Origin of the sequence: Streptomyces sp. A3M-1-3 (assembly GCF_024213665.1) — a bacterium.
In the GTDB taxonomy this organism is placed as follows: Bacteria; Actinomycetota; Actinomycetes; order Streptomycetales; family Streptomycetaceae; genus Streptomyces.
Genome location: NZ_JANAVP010000029.1, coordinates 62933 through 78064, shown reverse-complemented (window position 1 = coordinate 78064; position 15132 = coordinate 62933). Strand labels below are relative to the sequence as shown.

18 protein-coding genes and 2 pseudogenes are annotated in these 15132 nt (G+C 69.8%); 7 read left to right on the top strand and 13 right to left on the bottom strand.

Annotated elements, in window-relative coordinates:
* Window positions 1–6: 6 nt before the first annotated feature.
* Window positions 7–699: a VTT domain-containing protein gene (locus tag NLX86_RS27355; protein ID WP_254374469.1), complete on the bottom strand. Its 693-nt coding sequence runs from the start codon at window positions 697–699 to the stop codon at window positions 7–9.
* A 143-nt stretch (window positions 700–842) separates the two neighbouring features.
* Between NLX86_RS27355 and NLX86_RS27350 the strand changes: the two genes are divergently transcribed.
* The 3 genes and pseudogenes from NLX86_RS27350 (at window position 843) to NLX86_RS27340 (ending at window position 3420) form a co-directional block, all read left to right on the top strand.
* A complete protein-coding gene (locus NLX86_RS27350; RefSeq protein WP_254374482.1) occupies window positions 843–1208 on the top strand; it encodes a YbjQ family protein in 366 nt (121 codons plus the stop codon).
* Between the two features lie 158 nt (window positions 1209–1366).
* A pseudogene (locus NLX86_RS27345) lies at window positions 1367–1971 on the top strand (hypothetical protein).
* A 12-nt stretch (window positions 1972–1983) separates the two neighbouring features.
* Window positions 1984–3420, top strand: a complete 1437-nt coding sequence (locus NLX86_RS27340; RefSeq protein ID WP_254374468.1) for a glutamate decarboxylase — start codon at window positions 1984–1986, stop codon at window positions 3418–3420.
* A gap of 147 nt (window positions 3421–3567) precedes the next feature.
* On the opposite strand, the gene NLX86_RS27335 is transcribed toward NLX86_RS27340, so the two are convergent.
* The 6 genes and pseudogenes from NLX86_RS27335 to NLX86_RS27310 form a co-directional block, all read right to left on the bottom strand.
* Window positions 3568–4356: an ABC transporter permease gene (locus tag NLX86_RS27335; RefSeq protein ID WP_254374467.1), complete on the bottom strand. Its 789-nt coding sequence runs from the start codon at window positions 4354–4356 to the stop codon at window positions 3568–3570.
* A pseudogene (locus NLX86_RS27330) lies at window positions 4353–5312 on the bottom strand (ATP-binding cassette domain-containing protein). The gene NLX86_RS27335 and the pseudogene NLX86_RS27330 overlap by 4 nt, the downstream one beginning before the upstream one ends.
* An 89-nt stretch (window positions 5313–5401) precedes the next feature.
* Window positions 5402–6043 (bottom strand): PadR family transcriptional regulator, encoded by a 642-nt coding sequence (locus NLX86_RS27325; RefSeq protein ID WP_254374466.1) that lies wholly within the window; start codon window positions 6041–6043, stop codon window positions 5402–5404.
* Between the two features lie 16 nt (window positions 6044–6059).
* Entirely contained in the window at window positions 6060–6608 is a 549-nt protein-coding gene (locus tag NLX86_RS27320) for a DinB family protein (protein WP_254374465.1), read from the bottom strand.
* A gap of 127 nt (window positions 6609–6735) precedes the next feature.
* Complete coding sequence (locus NLX86_RS27315) at window positions 6736–8193, bottom strand: aldehyde dehydrogenase family protein (protein ID WP_254374464.1); 1458 nt, start codon at window positions 8191–8193, stop codon at window positions 6736–6738.
* 66 nt (window positions 8194–8259) lie between these two features.
* Window positions 8260–9123, bottom strand: coding sequence for a helix-turn-helix transcriptional regulator (locus tag NLX86_RS27310; protein ID WP_254374463.1), 864 nt, complete (start codon window positions 9121–9123; stop codon window positions 8260–8262).
* Between the two features lie 322 nt (window positions 9124–9445).
* On the opposite strand from NLX86_RS27310, the gene NLX86_RS27305 reads away from it, so the two are divergent.
* A complete protein-coding gene (locus NLX86_RS27305) occupies window positions 9446–9955 on the top strand; it encodes an ATP-binding protein (protein WP_254374462.1) in 510 nt (169 codons plus the stop codon).
* A 25-nt stretch (window positions 9956–9980) separates the two neighbouring features.
* On the opposite strand, the gene NLX86_RS27300 is transcribed toward NLX86_RS27305, so the two are convergent.
* The 5 genes from NLX86_RS27300 to rpmG form a co-directional block, all read right to left on the bottom strand.
* A complete protein-coding gene (locus NLX86_RS27300; protein WP_254374461.1) occupies window positions 9981–10277 on the bottom strand; it encodes a DUF397 domain-containing protein in 297 nt (98 codons plus the stop codon).
* A 156-nt stretch (window positions 10278–10433) separates the two neighbouring features.
* A complete protein-coding gene (gene rpsR / locus NLX86_RS27295; protein ID WP_254374460.1) occupies window positions 10434–10676 on the bottom strand; it encodes a 30S ribosomal protein S18 in 243 nt (80 codons plus the stop codon).
* A gap of 29 nt (window positions 10677–10705) precedes the next feature.
* Complete coding sequence (locus tag NLX86_RS27290) at window positions 10706–11875, bottom strand: GTP-binding protein (RefSeq protein ID WP_254374459.1); 1170 nt, start codon at window positions 11873–11875, stop codon at window positions 10706–10708.
* Window positions 11872–12123: a type B 50S ribosomal protein L31 gene (locus tag NLX86_RS27285; RefSeq protein WP_254374458.1), complete on the bottom strand. Its 252-nt coding sequence runs from the start codon at window positions 12121–12123 to the stop codon at window positions 11872–11874. The genes NLX86_RS27290 and NLX86_RS27285 overlap by 4 nt, the downstream gene beginning before the upstream one ends.
* Before the next feature lie 36 nt (window positions 12124–12159).
* A complete protein-coding gene (gene rpmG, locus NLX86_RS27280; protein ID WP_017949758.1) occupies window positions 12160–12324 on the bottom strand; it encodes a 50S ribosomal protein L33 in 165 nt (54 codons plus the stop codon).
* Between the two features lie 90 nt (window positions 12325–12414).
* Here rpmG and rpmB point away from each other — a divergent pair, with 90 nt between their 5' ends.
* The 3 genes from rpmB to NLX86_RS27265 are packed head-to-tail and all read left to right on the top strand — an operon-like array spanning window position 12415 to window position 13492.
* A complete protein-coding gene (gene rpmB / locus NLX86_RS27275) occupies window positions 12415–12651 on the top strand; it encodes a 50S ribosomal protein L28 (protein WP_254374457.1) in 237 nt (78 codons plus the stop codon).
* A complete protein-coding gene (rpsN, locus tag NLX86_RS27270; protein WP_254374456.1) occupies window positions 12651–12956 on the top strand; it encodes a 30S ribosomal protein S14 in 306 nt (101 codons plus the stop codon). Before rpmB ends, rpsN begins: the two co-directional genes overlap by 1 nt.
* 35 nt (window positions 12957–12991) lie before the next feature.
* On the top strand, window positions 12992–13492 hold the full coding sequence (locus tag NLX86_RS27265) for a hypothetical protein (RefSeq protein WP_254374455.1): 501 nt from the start codon (window positions 12992–12994) through the stop codon (window positions 13490–13492).
* Between the two features lie 434 nt (window positions 13493–13926).
* On the opposite strand, the gene NLX86_RS27260 is transcribed toward NLX86_RS27265, so the two are convergent.
* On the bottom strand, window positions 13927–15129 hold the full coding sequence (locus NLX86_RS27260) for a DUF2786 domain-containing protein (protein WP_254374454.1): 1203 nt from the start codon (window positions 15127–15129) through the stop codon (window positions 13927–13929).
* Window positions 15130–15132: the final 3 nt, after the last annotated feature.

The following is a 15132-nucleotide window of genomic DNA, read 5'->3' as shown; positions in this document are numbered from 1 at the left end:
CGGCGGTCAGCGCTTGGCGTGGCGGCCGCGCTGCGCCGGGGGCGTGCTGCTCTCCTCCGGGCTTTCGGCGACGGCCTTCTTGGACTTGCCGCGCGCCCGCAGGAACTCGATCGCGATCGGAACCACCGAGATCAGCACGATGGCGATGAGGATCGCCTCGATGTGCTGGTGAACGAAGTCGACCTTGCCGAGGGCGGCGCCGAGCAGGGTGACGCCGGCGCCCCAGAGCACGCCGCCGATCACGTTGAACGTGAGGAACGAGCGGTAGTTCATCCGGCTCACACCGGCGATGATCGGCGTGAACGTACGCACGATGGGCACGAAACGGGCCAGCACCAGCGACTTCGGGCCGTACTTCTCGAAGAAGTCGTGGGCCTTCTCGACGTTCTCCTGCTTGAAGAACCGCGAGTCCGGGCGCTTGAACAGCGCCGGGCCGACCTTGCGGCCGAAGAGGTAGCCGACCTGGTCCCCGATGACCGCCGCGAGCACGATGAGCGTGCACACCAGCCAGAGCGGGTAGTCCAGCTTGTCGCCCGTCACCAGCAGGCCGGTGGTGAACAGCAGCGAGTCGCCGGGCAGGAAGAAGCCGATGAGCAGCCCCGACTCGGCGAAGACGATGACGAGGACACCGATCAGTCCGAAGGTCCCGATCAAATAGTCCGGGTCCAGCCAGCTCGGTCCGAGCGCAATCGTATTCACGGGTTCCGGGCTCCTGGATCGGTCGTCTGAGTGGGCTGCCCAAAGCTATCAACGCCAGGTGACTCTGCCAGGTTCCAGCCCACCGCCCGGGATGCGGGGTGGGCGGGCCGGTACAAAGCTGTGCCTCAAGGAGGTGGATGCGCATGGGCATCGAGGACTACGGCGGCGGTCAGGGACTCCAGTCCGACGTCCTGGTGGTGACGACCAATGATGTGCCGGGCCACCAGGTGCAGCAGGTCATCGGAGAGGTGTTCGGTCTGACCGTACGCTCGCGGCACTTGGGCAGCCAGATCGGCGCCGGCCTGAAGTCGATGATCGGCGGTGAGCTCAAGGGACTCACCAAGACACTGGTGGAGACCCGGAACCAGGCGATGGAACGCCTCGTCGAGCAGGCGAAGGCCCGCGGCGCGAACGCCGTGCTGATGTTCCGCTTCGATGTGACGGAAGCCGCCGACATCGGCACCGAGGTGTGCGCGTACGGCACGGCGGTCGTGATCTCCAAGCTGTGAGCGCGCGTACGGGCCGGGGCGCCCGGTCCGTACGCCGCCCGGTCCGTACGCCGTCCAGCCGTACGCCGCCCAGCCGTACGCCGCCCGCTCGAACGGACCAGTCCGCGCGCCGAATTCATTGCCCGGGTTTGCCGCATTCCTCCCGTTAACGTGAGCCCGTGGCCCTCGACACGCGACCCACCCCGAGCGCGCGCACCCTGCTGCCGCTGATCGTGCCCTCCCTGGTGGTCGGGGTCGCGGCGAGCCTCGTGCTCCTCCCGGATGCCCTCGGCGTCGGCCGCTTCTCCGCGCTCTGGATGATCGTCGTGCTCACCGCGACGGCTTCGCGGTGGGGCTCGTGGTGTGGAAGGTGCACGGGCACGCCGGACCCGACCCCGAGAACCCGATCATCGCCGCCAACGTCGCCCCCACCTACTGGCTCGGCAGCAGAGCCCTGCCACGCGTCCCCGGCGCGCTCTGGGTCTCGCTCGCGGCGGCCTGCACGATCGGCGCGCTGTTCGGCACGCCCGTCGCGGCCGCGCTGGTGCTCTCCGAGGCGCTCACCGCCCAGCCGGGGCCGCTGATGCTGACGGCGGGCGGACTGGTGCTCGGGCTGCTCGGCACGCTCGGCGGCCGGCTCGCCTTCGGCTTCCGCGGCGGGCGGATCTTTCCCGCCGTCGCCACCGCGCTTCCCCTGCTCTGTGTGGCGACACTCCCCGCCTGGCTGCTGGTCACCGGCCGCCCCCAGATGCAGCTCCACGACGACGGCACCCCACTTCGCTAGGAGAGAGCAGATATGGCGCTTCACCACGGCGGCACCCGCCGCGACGAGAGCGACGAGCGGCGACGGCTCGCCCTCAACCCCTTCTACGGCCAGGCCAATCCAGTGGGCGGCATGACCACGGCCCCGCCCAAGCACCGGCTCCCGGACAGCCCGCTGCCGCCGACCACCGCCTACCAGCTGGTCCACGACGAGCTGATGCTCGACGGGAACGCGCGGCTCAACCTCGCCACCTTCGTCACCACCTGGATGGAGCCCCAGGCCGGCGTGCTGATGGGCGAGTGCCGGGACAAGAACATGATCGACAAGGACGAGTATCCGCGCACCGCCGAACTGGAGCGGCGCTGTGTCGCGATGCTCGCGGACCTCTGGCACGCTCCCGATCCCGCGACGGCCGTGGGCTGTTCGACCACGGGCTCCAGCGAGGCCTGCATGCTCGCGGGCATGGCCCTCAAGCGCCGCTGGGCGCAGCGGGCCGCCACCCGGAAGGAGGGCGGCCGCTATCCCGGGACCGCCCGGCCGAATCTCGTCATGGGCGTCAATGTCCAGGTCTGCTGGGAGAAGTTCTGCAATTTCTGGGAGGTGGAGATGCGGCAGGTGCCCATGGAGGGCGACCGCTTCCATCTCGACCCCGAGGCCGCGGCGGCGCTCTGCGACGAGAACACCATCGGGGTGGTGACCGTACTCGGGTCGACCTTCGACGGTTCGTACGAGCCGATCGGCGAGGTCTGTGCCGCGCTGGACGCCCTCCAGGAGCGCACGGGCCTCGATGTACCGGTGCATGTGGACGGCGCCTCGGGCGCGATGGTCGCACCCTTCGTCGACGAAGACCTGGTCTGGGACTTCCGGCTGCCGAGGGTCTCCTCCATCAACACCTCGGGCCACAAGTACGGGCTGGTCTACCCGGGAGTCGGCTGGGCACTGTGGCGCTCGCCCGCCGAACTCCCCGAGGAACTGGTCTTCCGGGTCACCTACCTCGGCGGCGACATGCCGACCTTCGCCCTCAACTTCTCCCGCCCCGGCGCCCAGGTGGTGGCGCAGTACTACACCTTCCTGCGGCTGGGCCGGGAGGGCTACCGGGCCGTGCAGCAGACGACCCGGGAGGTGGCGCGCAGCCTCGCCGACCGGATCGAGGAGATCGGCGACTTCCGACTCCTCACGCGCGGCGATCAGTTGCCCGTGTTCGCCTTCACCACCGCGCCGGATGTGACGGCCTTTGACGTCTTCGACGTGTCCCGCAGACTGCGCGAGCGCGGCTGGCTGGTGCCCGCCTACACCTTTCCGGAGAACCGCACCGACCTCTCCGTGCTCCGCGTGGTCTGCCGCAACGGCTTCTCGGCCGATCTCGGCGCGCTCCTGATGGAGGACCTGGAGCGGATCCTGCCCGAACTGCGCAGTCAGCCGCACCCGCTGGGCCACGACGAAGCGATGGCGACCGCCTTCCATCACTGACCGCCGGCCCGCCGCGACCAGCGCAGCCACCGCCGCGATCCCCCCACGCATTCCGCCACACATTCCCCCGCGCATGATCCCCCCTGGTGTCCGCGGTGATAGCAAGTACCTCTGATACACCGCGGACACCCGGGAGGTTCCACTCGCTCAGTGGCTCAGTCGCCTGAACCGCCTCACCGCCAGCGGGAAGAAGACCGCCACCAGCGCCACCGGCCACGCGACCGCCAGCAGTCCCGCGTGCTCCGCCGCCCAGGAGGTGCCCGCGGCGGCCGGGTTGCCGAAGAGGTCCCGTACCGCCGTGGCCGTCGCCGACATCGGGTTCCACTCCACGACCGCGCCCAGCCAGCCCGGCATCGACTCCGGCGTGGCGAAGGCGTTGGAGAGGAAGCCGACCGGCCAGACCAGAATCTGTACCGCCTGCACCATCTCCGGCTTACCGGCCACCATCGCCAGATGGATGCCGATCCACAGCATGGCGAACCTCAACAGGAGCAGCAGGCCCACCGCTCCCAGCGCCGCCGCCAGGCCGCCGTGCCAGCGCCAGCCGATCAGCAGCCCGACCCCGATCATGACCAGCAGACTGAGGGCCGACTGCAGCATGTCCGCGAAACTCCGGCCGACCAGTACTGCGGACGAGGCCATCGGCATCGACCGGAACCGGTCGATCACGCCCTTGTTGAGATCCTGGGTGACGGCGAGCATCGTTGCCTCCAGGCCGAACGCCATGGTGAGGACGAGCATGCCCGGCACCAGGAACTCGACGTACTCGCCCTCGATGCCCTTCCCGCCGCCGACCAGGTAGCCGAACATCAGCAGCAGCATCACCGGGAAGACCAGCCCGACGACGACCTGCACCGGCTGCCGTGCCCAGTGCGCAAGCTCCCGCCGGGTCATGGTCCATGAGTCCGCGACCATCCAGCTCGACGTCGCACTCATACGGCGGTCTCCTCTTTCTCCTGATCGTGTGTGAGATACAGGAACACCTCGTCGAGCGTGGGCCTGCGCACCGCGATGTCCTCCGGCTCGATCCCGGCCGCCGCCAGCGCCCGTACGGTCCCGGTGAGCGCGGCCATCCGGTCGCCGACCGGCGCGCTGACCAGCCGCCGGTCCTCGTCCGTGTCGACCCGGTCCGCCCGCGCCGCCATGCCGATCACCGAGGCGGCCGCGCCCAGTTGCCCCGCGTCGTGCAGCACGACGTCGATCCGGTCCCCGCCGACCTTGCCCTTCAGCTCGTCCGGAGTGCCGTCGGCGATCACCCGCCCGTGGTCGATCACCGCGATCCGGCCGGCCAGCTGGTCGGCCTCCTCCAGGTACTGCGTGGTCAGCAGTACGGTCGTGCCGCCCCCGACCAGCGCGCGCACCGCGTTCCACACCTCCGTACGGCCGCGCGGATCGAGTCCCGTCGTCGGCTCGTCCAGGAAGAGGATCTTCGGCTCCGTGATCAGTGAGGCCGCCAGGTCCAGCCGCCGCCGCATACCGCCGCTGTACTGCTTGACCGCCTTCCGCCCGGTGTCCGCGAGCCCGAACCGCGCCAGCAGCTCGTCCGCCCGTACGCCCGCCCGGCGCGTGCCGAGGTGATGCAGCCGGCCGAACATCTCCAGGTTCTACCGGCCGCTCAGCTCCTCGTCCACCGCCGCGTGCTGGCCCAGCAGCCCGATCCGCTGCGGCACCTCGGCGGCCTCGCGGGCCACGTCGAATCCGGCGACCTCCGCACGGCCTCCGTCGGGGCGCAGCAGGGTCGACAGGATCCGTACGGCTGTGGTCTTGCCGGCCCCGTTCGGCCCGAGCACGCCGTACACCGTGCCGCTCTCGACGGTCAGATCGAGACCGCTCAGAGCCTGCTTGTCCCCGTATCTCTTGCGCAGTCCTTCGACGACGATCGCGTCTCCCACCACACCCAGCTCCTCCCGCCAGCAGGGTAATCAAACTTGACTACCCTGCGCCCAAGCCAACCGGGCCGCGCTTCGTTAGTCAAACTTGATTACTCGGCATCCCCGGGATGCGGGGCCCCGGTGGCATAGGGGTTCTCCTCGCCCTCCGCGAGCACGCCCACAAAAGTCTCGCCCTCACCCGCGAAGGTGTACGCCCCGCCCTCGATCCGCTCGATCAGACCGCGCGTCCACTCGGCACCACCGTCCGCCGAGTGAACCCACATATTCATGATTTCGCCGATATGGCCGAGCTGCTCGGGGCTGTCCCCCGGCGTGTAGTACTCCGTGACCGCCGCCCGCCACTGCTCCAGACCGTGCACCCGCTCCTTGAGCAGGGCGACCGCCTCCGACCTCTCCAGGTCGACGATGAAGCCGACGCCCGCCGACAGCACGTCCATCTTCTGGTCGTACGCCGTGAGGGCGTCGCGCAGCAGCGTGAAGAACTCCTCGGTGCCCCGCTCGGTGATTTCGTACTCTGTACGCGGCGGCCCGCCGACCGTGCTGGGTGCGACCTCGTGCGCGTGCAGCAGCCCCTGCTTCGCCATCTGCTTCAGCGCGTGATAGATCGAGCCGGGCTTGGCGTTCGACCACTCGTGTGCGCCCCAGAACTCCAGGTCGTTACGTACCTGATAGCCGTGCGCCCGCCCGTGCTGACGGACCGCACCGAGCACCAGCAGCCGGATCGCAGACATCCCCATACCCCTTTAATCAACTTTGACTAGGGTACCCCTGCTCCTCCACCAGGTCGAACGCACCCTTCCCGTCCAGCGACTCCCTGATGATGTCGGCGTGCCCGGCGTGCCGCCCGATCTCCTCGACCAGATGCAGCATCAGCCAGCGCATCGACACCGAGGCGTCCTTGGGGTACCAGGGCGCTTCGGGCAGCGGGAAGGTGTCGTTGAGACTCGGCACCGACCGGATGAACTCCTCGGTCTCCTTCGCCACGTCGTCCCAGAACGCCAGCATCATCGGGATCGACTCGCCGTCGACCAGCCGGAAGCTGTAGGCCCACGTCTCCTCGCTGCGCTCCTTCTCATTCGGCCGCTGCTGGGCCAGCCGCAGCCAGCCCAGCTCCGTCTCGGCGACATGCTTGAGGAGCCCGGAGAGGCTGAGCTCACTGGCACTGGGCCGACTCGCGGCCTGCTCCTCGGTCAGTCCGAGGACCGAGCGCCGGATCGCGCCGCGCTGCGCCTCGACGAAGGAGAGGAGCGCGCCGCGCTCGTCGCCGGGCGCCTCTGCGGGAACGTGAGTGACCATGATGTCCGCCTTTCAGATGCCATCCGTCCTGACACCAACCAAGCTACGGACCCTTGCGGTCAGCTTCTGTCCTCAACCCACGGACACGCGGAACTCGCAGAACTCAGAACGGGGATCAGAACGGGGATCAGAACGGGAACTGCGTGCGCCCGTGCTGCACCGAGATCCACTTCTGGGTGGTGAACGCCTCCACCGTCGAGTGCCCGTTCAGCCGGCCGATCCCCGAATACTTCTCCCCGCCGAAGGCCACCAGCGGCTCGTCCTGGATCGTCGAGTCATTGACGTGGATCATGCCGGTCTCGATGCGCTTGGCGAACCGCACGCCCCGCTCGACATTCGCGGTGTGCACCGCCCCGCTCAGCCCGTACGGACTGTCGTTGGCGATCCGTACCGCCTCGTCCTCCCCGTCGAACGGCACGAGCAGCACCACCGGACCGAAAATCTCCTGCGTCAGGATCGGCGAACCCTCCGGCAGCCCGGCCAGTACCGTCGGCTCGACCAGGTTGCCGCGCGTCCGCCCGTGCACGAGGGCAGTCGCCCCGGCCGCCATCGCCTCGTCCACCAGCCCCGTCAGCGCCTCCGCCTGGAAGGAGTTGATGACCGGGCCGATCTGGGTGTCGGGGTCGTGCGGGTCACCGGTCTTCAGGGCCTTCACCCGGGCGACGAACTTCTCGGTGAACTCCTGCTCCACCTTGCGGTCCACCAGGATGCGGTTGGCCGCCATACAGACCTGGCCCTGGTACACGAAGCGGCTGAACACCGCCGCGTCCACGGCGTAGTCGACGTCCGCGTCGTCCAGGACGACGAGCGCGCTGTTGCCGCTCAGCTCCAGGATCGCCCGCTTGAAGTGACTCCCGGCCACGGCCCCGACATGCCGCCCGACGCGGTCCGAGCCCGCGAACGAGATCACCTTGGGCACCGGGTGGGCGATGAGCGCGTCGCCGATCTCCGCGATGTCCGTGACCAGCACATTGAGCAGCCCGGCCGGCAGCTCCGCATCCTCGAAGATCTTGGCGATCAGGCCGCCGCCGACCACCGGGGTGTTCTGGTTGGGCTTGATGACGACGGCGTTTCCGAGTGCCAGCGCCGGCGCGACCGACTTCATCGTCACCAGGAAAGGGAAGTTGAAGGGACTGATGACTCCGATGACACCCACCGGCAGCCGGTAGACCCGATTCTCCTTGCCGTCCACCGGCGAAGGCAGGATCCGGCCCTCGGGACGCACCGCGAGCTGTATGGCCTCCCGCAGGAACTCCTTGGCGAGGTGCACCTCGTAGTGCGCCTTGAGCCGCGTCCCGCCCAGCTCATCGATGATCGCCTCAATGATCTCGTCCTCGCGCTCCTCGGTGATTCTGAGTGCGCGCTCGAAGACGAGCCGTCTGGTGTACGGGTTGGTCTCCGCCCAGGGCTTCTGCGCCCGCTCCGCCGCCCGGTAGGCCTGGTCGACCTCGTCGACCGTGGCCACGGTGATCGCGGCGAGCTTCTCCCCGTCGTACGGGTTGAAGTCGATGATGTCCCACGAACCGCTGCCGGTCCGCCATTCGCCGTCTATGTACTGATGGGCCAGATCGGTGAAGAAGGACATCTCATCCCTTACTTCGGCTGCTACTTCGGATGCACGTGCCTGATGATCCCTCATCGTACTTGTGCGTCAGGAGAGTTGGAGTAGACCGCGAAGCAAATCCCGCGCGCCGTCGGGATCCGGGCTGTCCAGCTGGAGCCGCTTCATCACCCGTTCGTACAGGGCGACCTCCTCGGCCTTGTCGAGATACAGGGCGCTCGTCAGCTGCTCCAGATAGACCAGGTCCTGCAGATCGGACTCGGGGAAGCGCAGCATGGTGAAGGCACCGCCCTCGCCCGCGTGCCCGCCGAAACTGAACGGCATCACCTGCAGCGTGATGTTGGGCCGCTCGGAGATCTCGATGAGATGCTCCAACTGCCCCCGCATCACCGACCGGTCGCCGTACGGCCGGCGCAGCGCGGCCTCGTCGAGTACGGCGTGGAAGCGCGGGGCGCGCTCCGAGACCAGTACCTTCTGCCGCTCCAGCCGGAGCGCGACACGGCGCTCGATCTCCGCCTTGGGGGCGTCGGGGATGCCTCGGCTGACGACGGCGTGTGCGTACGCCTCGGTCTGCAACAGGCCGTGGACGAACTGCACCTCGTAGATCCGGATGAGCGAGGCCGCTCCCTCCAGGCCGATGTACGTCTGGAACCAGCCGGGCAGTACGTCGCCGTAGCTGTGCCACCAGCCCGCCACGTTGGCCTCGCGCGCCAGGCCGAGCAGGGATGCGCGTTCCGCTTCGTCGCTGACTCCGTAGAGCGTCAGGAGGTCCTCGACATCCCTGGCCTTGAAGCTCACCCGTCCCAACTCCATGCGGCTGATCTTCGATTCGGATGCGCGGATCGAGTAACCGGCCGCCTCACGGGTAATGCCACGGGATTCGCGCAGTCGCCTGAGCTGTGATCCCAGGAGGATGCGCCGCACCACAGAGCCACTGGACTCGCCTGCGGTCACGTTTCCAACCCTCCCCATCCGACGGTGTGTGCGTGGGGGCACCCCCGGACCCCAAGTCCCGCAGTCTGCCATCAAAACGCTTCAGCCCGTACTCATTCGGTTACGGAAATGAAGAGCGCGGCAGAAGACCCTCAGAGAACCATGAGGAATATATGAGCAAGAACCGGCACGGGGCCGGACAGGTCCGGCGCGTGCACGTGCATCTGCCCTTGCATCCGCCGTGCGCATTCGGAACCATGGTCCCCGCGCACCTGCGTGCTCGTTCGTGTTGACGCTGTACCCACCGCAGTATCGCTACGGCCGCGAATCCCGGGAGCCTCGCATGGGGACGAATGGATCGACCATGCTCGAGCCGTTAAGGCAGGGGCTTCCTCCGATCGACCCTTCGGCTGTGTCGGGTTCGGCGTCGTGCGCTCTGCCCGCCCGCTACGAAGCGGTGCGCGGGGCACGGAAGTTCACGCAGTCGACACTGGGCCAGTGGGGTCTCGACGAGCGGTTCGACGATGTCGCGCTGGTCGTCTCCGAACTCGTCACCAACGCACTGCGGCACGCCCTGCCCGCCGACACCCCGCGCGACCACGACCAGGACCCGCCGGTACGGCTGCATCTGATGCGCTGGACGACCCGGCTGGTGTGCGCGGTACGCGATCCCAGCGACCAGAGTCCGGCCGCGGGCGACGCGCCGTACTCCACCGAGACGAACAGCTCCGCCGAGTCGGGGCGGGGGCTGTTCCTGGTGGATTCGTTCAGTGACAGCTGGGGGTGGCACCCGCTGGCGGGCCGGCTCAGCGGCAAGGTCGTCTGGGCGCTCTTCCGCCTGCAGGACAAGTAGGCCGGCAGCCTCGGCTGCCGGCCTTTCAGCCGCCGGCCCTCCAGCTGCCGACTTCCGACCTTTGGCTTTCGGCTTCCGGCTTCCGGCCTCCGACGAGGTGGTCGAACTCCCCGTCCTTGATGCCGAGCAGCATCGCCTCTATCTCGGCCGGGGTGTAGACGAGCGCGGGCCCCTCCGGATGGCGTGAGTTACGGACCGCCACATTCCCGCCCGGCAGCTTCGCGAACTCCACGCACGATCCCTGGGAGTTGCTGTGCCGGCTCTTCTGCCAGACGACCCCGTCGAGCTCTGTGGCTGCCATGCCGTTGTACGCGTGGTCCACAGCTCGCTCCCGATCGTGCAGATGTCGACTGCACCGGATCATAGCTGTGTTCACGTGCGCCTGCATGGGCAGATGCACGTGCACGGCGGGTGGCGTCTTCGTTACTCAGACGCGCCCCGAGCCGTTTCGGATCCCTTTCGCCGGCGACAACTGCCCTCAGCGGGCCGAGGACGAGTACGGCAGCAGCCCCATCTCCCGCGCGTTCTTCACCGCCCGCGCCAGCTGCCGCTGCTGCTGGGCCGTGATCCGCGTAACCCGGCGGCTGCGGATCTTCCCGCGGTCCGAGATGAACTTCCGCAGCAGATCGGTGTCCTTGTAGTCGATGTACGTGATCCCGGCCGCGTCCAGTGGGTTGGGGCGGGCCTTCAGCGGCTTGCGGGGGTCGTGGCGACGGGCCATGGGTTCTCCTCTTGCAATGGATGCGGGGGTTACGAAACGGGGTCGAGCAGGGAGTCGAACGCCGGGGGCAGGCGCTTCCACGCCTCGGGCCCGGCCGCGTACTCCGCGTCGGTCAGCAGGCACGAGTCCAGGAGCTGCCCCAGCCCCTCCCGGTCGAGGCCGGGCGAGGTGAAGACGAGGTGCTGGCAGCAGTCGCCGTGTTCGGGGTGCCAGTCGAGCGCGGCGGCGGCCCGGCGTACGGCGGGCACCAGCTCCCAGGCGGCGTCGGGCAGCGAGGCGAGCCACGGCCCGGCGTTCTCTACGCACAGCGCCCCGCCCGCCGCGTCCCAGGCCAGCAGCGTGTCCGGCCGGTCGGCGAGCCAGAACCGGCCGCGGCTGCGGGCGGCGGCGCAGGTCAGGTCCTCCAGCGCGGAGTAGAGCCGCTCCGGGTGGAAGGGCCTGCGGCGGTGCCACACCAACGTACCGACGCCCGACTCGTCCGCCTCCTGCGGCAACAGCGCGCAGGCCGGGTGCTGGCGGGCCGCGGCTGCCTCCACGTCGAAGCTGGGGGCACCTCCCGGACGGAGTCTGGGGGAGAAGGCGGCCTCGGCCAGCTCGCCGGAGCCGGCCGCCACTCGGCGCGCGGTCGGGTGGAGCTGCGCGAGCAGCGCCGCGTCCGCCTCGTCGGCCTCGTCGCTTTCGACGACGGCGAGCACCGGCGCGTACTCCAGCTGGCGCGCCCAGGTGTCCCCCACCGTGCGCTGGTCGGTGGCGGCCGCCGCGAGCCCGGCCTCGGCGAGGTCGTCGCCGCAGCCGAGGTACGGCAGGAGCAGCGCGGGGTCGACGGCGGTCATCACATTGGTGAGGTCCAGTACGTCGCCGCCGTGCGCGACGACGACCTCGGCCATAGCCTTCGGCTCTACCGAGTCCCAGAGCTCGACGACGGCCAGCCGGGTCTGGCCCCCGTCGGCCAGCCGTACCAGCTCCGGGACCAGGTCCTCGCGCAGCGCACAGCACGCGCAGTCGTTGACCAGCGGAGCCTCGCCGGCGTCCCGCTCGCCGAGCGCGTCGCGGACCGTGCGCCGCACGGTGCCCTGTGCTGCCGTGGAGAGGTCGTGGTGCAGCGCGACGCTGCCGGGCACGGTGCTCAGCAGCCGCTCCACCACCTCGTTGCGGGCATCCGAGTGCAGCCCGCAGACGATCACGACGGGCAGCTTCATCCCCGGCTCCGCCCGTAGCGGCGCTCGAAGCGCTCGACGCGTCCGGCGGTGTCGAGGACGCGTGCCGTACCCGTATAGAAGGGGTGGCTCGCCGAGGAGATCTCGACGTCGATGACGGGGTACGTGTTGCCGTCCTCCCACTCGACCGTCTTGTCGCTGGTGGCGGTCGAACGGGTGAGGAAGGCGAAGTCGGCGGCCTTGTCGCGGAAGACGACGGGGCCGTACGCGGGGTGGATTCCGGTCTGCATCTCTGCGGGTCTCCTTTGCGCTCTGCAGGCGCTCTTCTAGCGCTCTTCGCGGAAGTCGACGTGCCGGCCGGCGACCGGGTCGTACTTGCGCAAGGTCAGTCGGTCGGGGTCGTTACGGCGGTTCTTGCGGGTGACGTACGTGTAGCCGGTCCCGGCTGTGGACCTGAGCTTGATGATCGGGCGGAGTTCGTTGCGGGCCATGTGAGCTAGTATATGGAAATGGTTTCCATGTTCAAACTCAACTCCTGAGCCCCTGAACTCCGACGACGGAACGAAAGAGGTGCATCGCTCTTGTCCGCCCACTGCCAGCTGACCGGCGCCAAGCCGGGCTTCGGCAACCAGATCTCCCACTCCCACCGGCGAACGTCCCGCCGCTTCGACCCCAACATCCAGCGCAAGCGCTACTGGCTGGCGAGCGAGGGCCGGTACGTCCGGCTGACGCTGTCGGCCAAGGCGATCAAGACGATCGACACCATCGGCATCGAGGCCGCGGTGTCCCGGATCCGCGCGCGGGGAGTGAAGGTCTGATGGCCAAGAAGAGCAAGATCGCGAAGAACGAGAAGCGGAAGGTCATCGTCGAGCGGTACGCGGCCCGGCGCGCCGAGCTGAAGGAACTGCTGCGCAGTCCCGCCACGCCGGCTGCCGAACGGCAGGCGGCGCTGGAGGAGTTGCGGCGCCAGCCGCGCGACGCGAGCGCCACGCGGGTCCGCAACCGCGACAGCGTGGACGGCCGGCCCCGCGGACACCTCCGGAAGTTCGGGCTGTCCCGGGTCCGGGTGCGTGAGGAGGCACACGCCGGATTCCTCCCCGGAGTGCGCAAGTCCTCCTGGTAGCTTGGCGCGTTGCCAACCGATACAGGGGGAGTCCAGTGTTCACGCACGTACGCACCACGGCCGTCGCGGCGGCCCTTGCCGGAGCGCTTGTACTGACCGGCTGCAGCAGCGGCGACAGTGACGGCGGCGGCGACTCGGGCAAGGACAAGGGCAAGGACAGCGCCGGCGGCACCGCCCAGCCCAGTGCCCCGTCCGGCGGCGGGGAGACGAAGCCTGGCGGTGTCGACGGCAGTTGGGTCTCGACCACCGGCGGCAAGACGGTGGTGATGGCCATCGACGGCAAGCAGGTCGCGCTGGCCGGTGAGCATGTGTGCACCGGGACGGTCGCGGAGCAGACGCTGACGCTGACGCTCAAGTGCCTGGACGGGAACACGGATCGCACGAGTGGGACGCTCGAGGCGGGTGACGGCGAGACGCTGGCGGTCTCGTGGAGCGCGGGCCTGAAGGAGACGTTCACCCGGACGGGAGACCAGCCGGGGGCCGGCCTGCCGTCGGACATCCCGACCGAGCTGCCGTCGGGCTTCCCGACGCCGTGACCTGACGTCCGGGGCCCAGGCCACGGCGGCGCGGCAGTTACGCGCCGCGGGCGCCGCGCATCGCGGGGCGCCCGGGGCGGCGGGCGCGGGGCTTTCCCCTGACCCTCCCCCAGACTCCGTCCGGGGGGACCCCCACCTTCCCGAAACTGGGGGCAAGCCCCCAGCCCCCGGCGACGCGGCAGCTTCGCGCCGCCGGCACCGCGCCCCGCCCCGCGGGCCACGCGGGGCACGCCGTAGGCGGCGCTGCCGCCGGCCGGGCCGGGGCGGCGGTGAGCCGACGGTCCCCTGCCCCACCCCCTCCCGAAACTGGGGGGCAGGCGCGCGGCAGCTTCGCGCCGCGGGCGCCTGGCCTCGCGGGGCGGGCCGTAGGCGGCGCTGCCGCCGGACCTGCCACGGCTTACCCCTGGCCTCACGGCGGGGCGGTGTTGTCGGCCTCAGGCTGGGGGGTGGAGGCGGGGGTGGGGGGTTTTGGGGGGCATTTGGGCGTTGTTTGCTGCTGCCGTGCCGTGGGTCCAGCCGTCCCGGTCCGTCGCTCCGCGCAGCCTCGTTGTTGTCGTCCGCGGGAACATCCGCTCCGCGCGGTCCGCGACCGCCACCTCCCGTGCCGCCAGCACCGGGACGAGCGATCCGGACGCCTCCTCGGTTACGTGTTCCGTTACGGCGGCCAGGCGCTGGCCCACGCGGGTCGCGTACGCCAGGAGGAACGACTGGCGGAACGTCTTGGTCCGCTTGCGGCCGCCCGCCCGCTGGCCGGCCTCCGCGCGGGTCATCGCCGTCGTGCCCTGCACGAGTAGGGACGTATAGAGGAGTTCGACCGCGTCCAGGTCGCCCACGAAGCCGACGACCGTGGAGAACCCGAACGCGCTGTTCCACACCGCGCGGCAGCGGTTCGCCGAGGCCACCGCGTCCAGCAGTACCGCCTTGGCCTCCTCGTACGGGGCGTCGACCCCGATCCGGCAGGCGCCCGGCGCATCCTTCGTACCGCCGCGGGCCGCCGCCAGCACCGCCTCGTCGATGCTGTGCCGGGCCATCAGTTCCTGCGCCTTGCCGCTGAGCGCCTCCGCCTCCTCCGGGTACTCCGTCGCCTCCGCCTTGGCGAGCAGCGCCCGGATCCGGGTGAGCATGCGCGGCTCGTCGTGCGCCGGCGGCGGTACGTGCAGCGGGTCGCCCGGAACCGGGCCGACCGGCTCGATCGAGGGCAGCCGGATGAGCAGCCGCAGCAGCTCCAGCAGCGCGGTGGCCAGCGAGAACCGGTCGGCGGACTCGCGCCGGGCGAGGGCGTTCGCGTACTCGCCGTCGTTCCCCCACCACACCTCGGCGTCGAGTTCGCCGAGCTGCCCGGACCAGCGGGGCGGAAGCCTGGCGTACCGGCGGCCCTCGGCGGCGATCAGGTCGGCGACGAGCCGGACATGCCGGTCGTCGAGGTCGCGCCGGACCAGGCGTGCGACGTCGGCCGGCTGCCAGCCGCGCTCCCACGCCTGCCGTACGAACCCCTCGCCTCGCCGCAGCACCTCGCGACCGATGTCCGGCCAGCGCGCCGGATCGGCGGCGAGCAGCGACGCGCCCGTGTCCAGCCCGGTGTCGTCGTGCGCGTACAGCGCGGCCCCGAAGGCCCGCTCGACCGTGTCCCTGTCCATGCC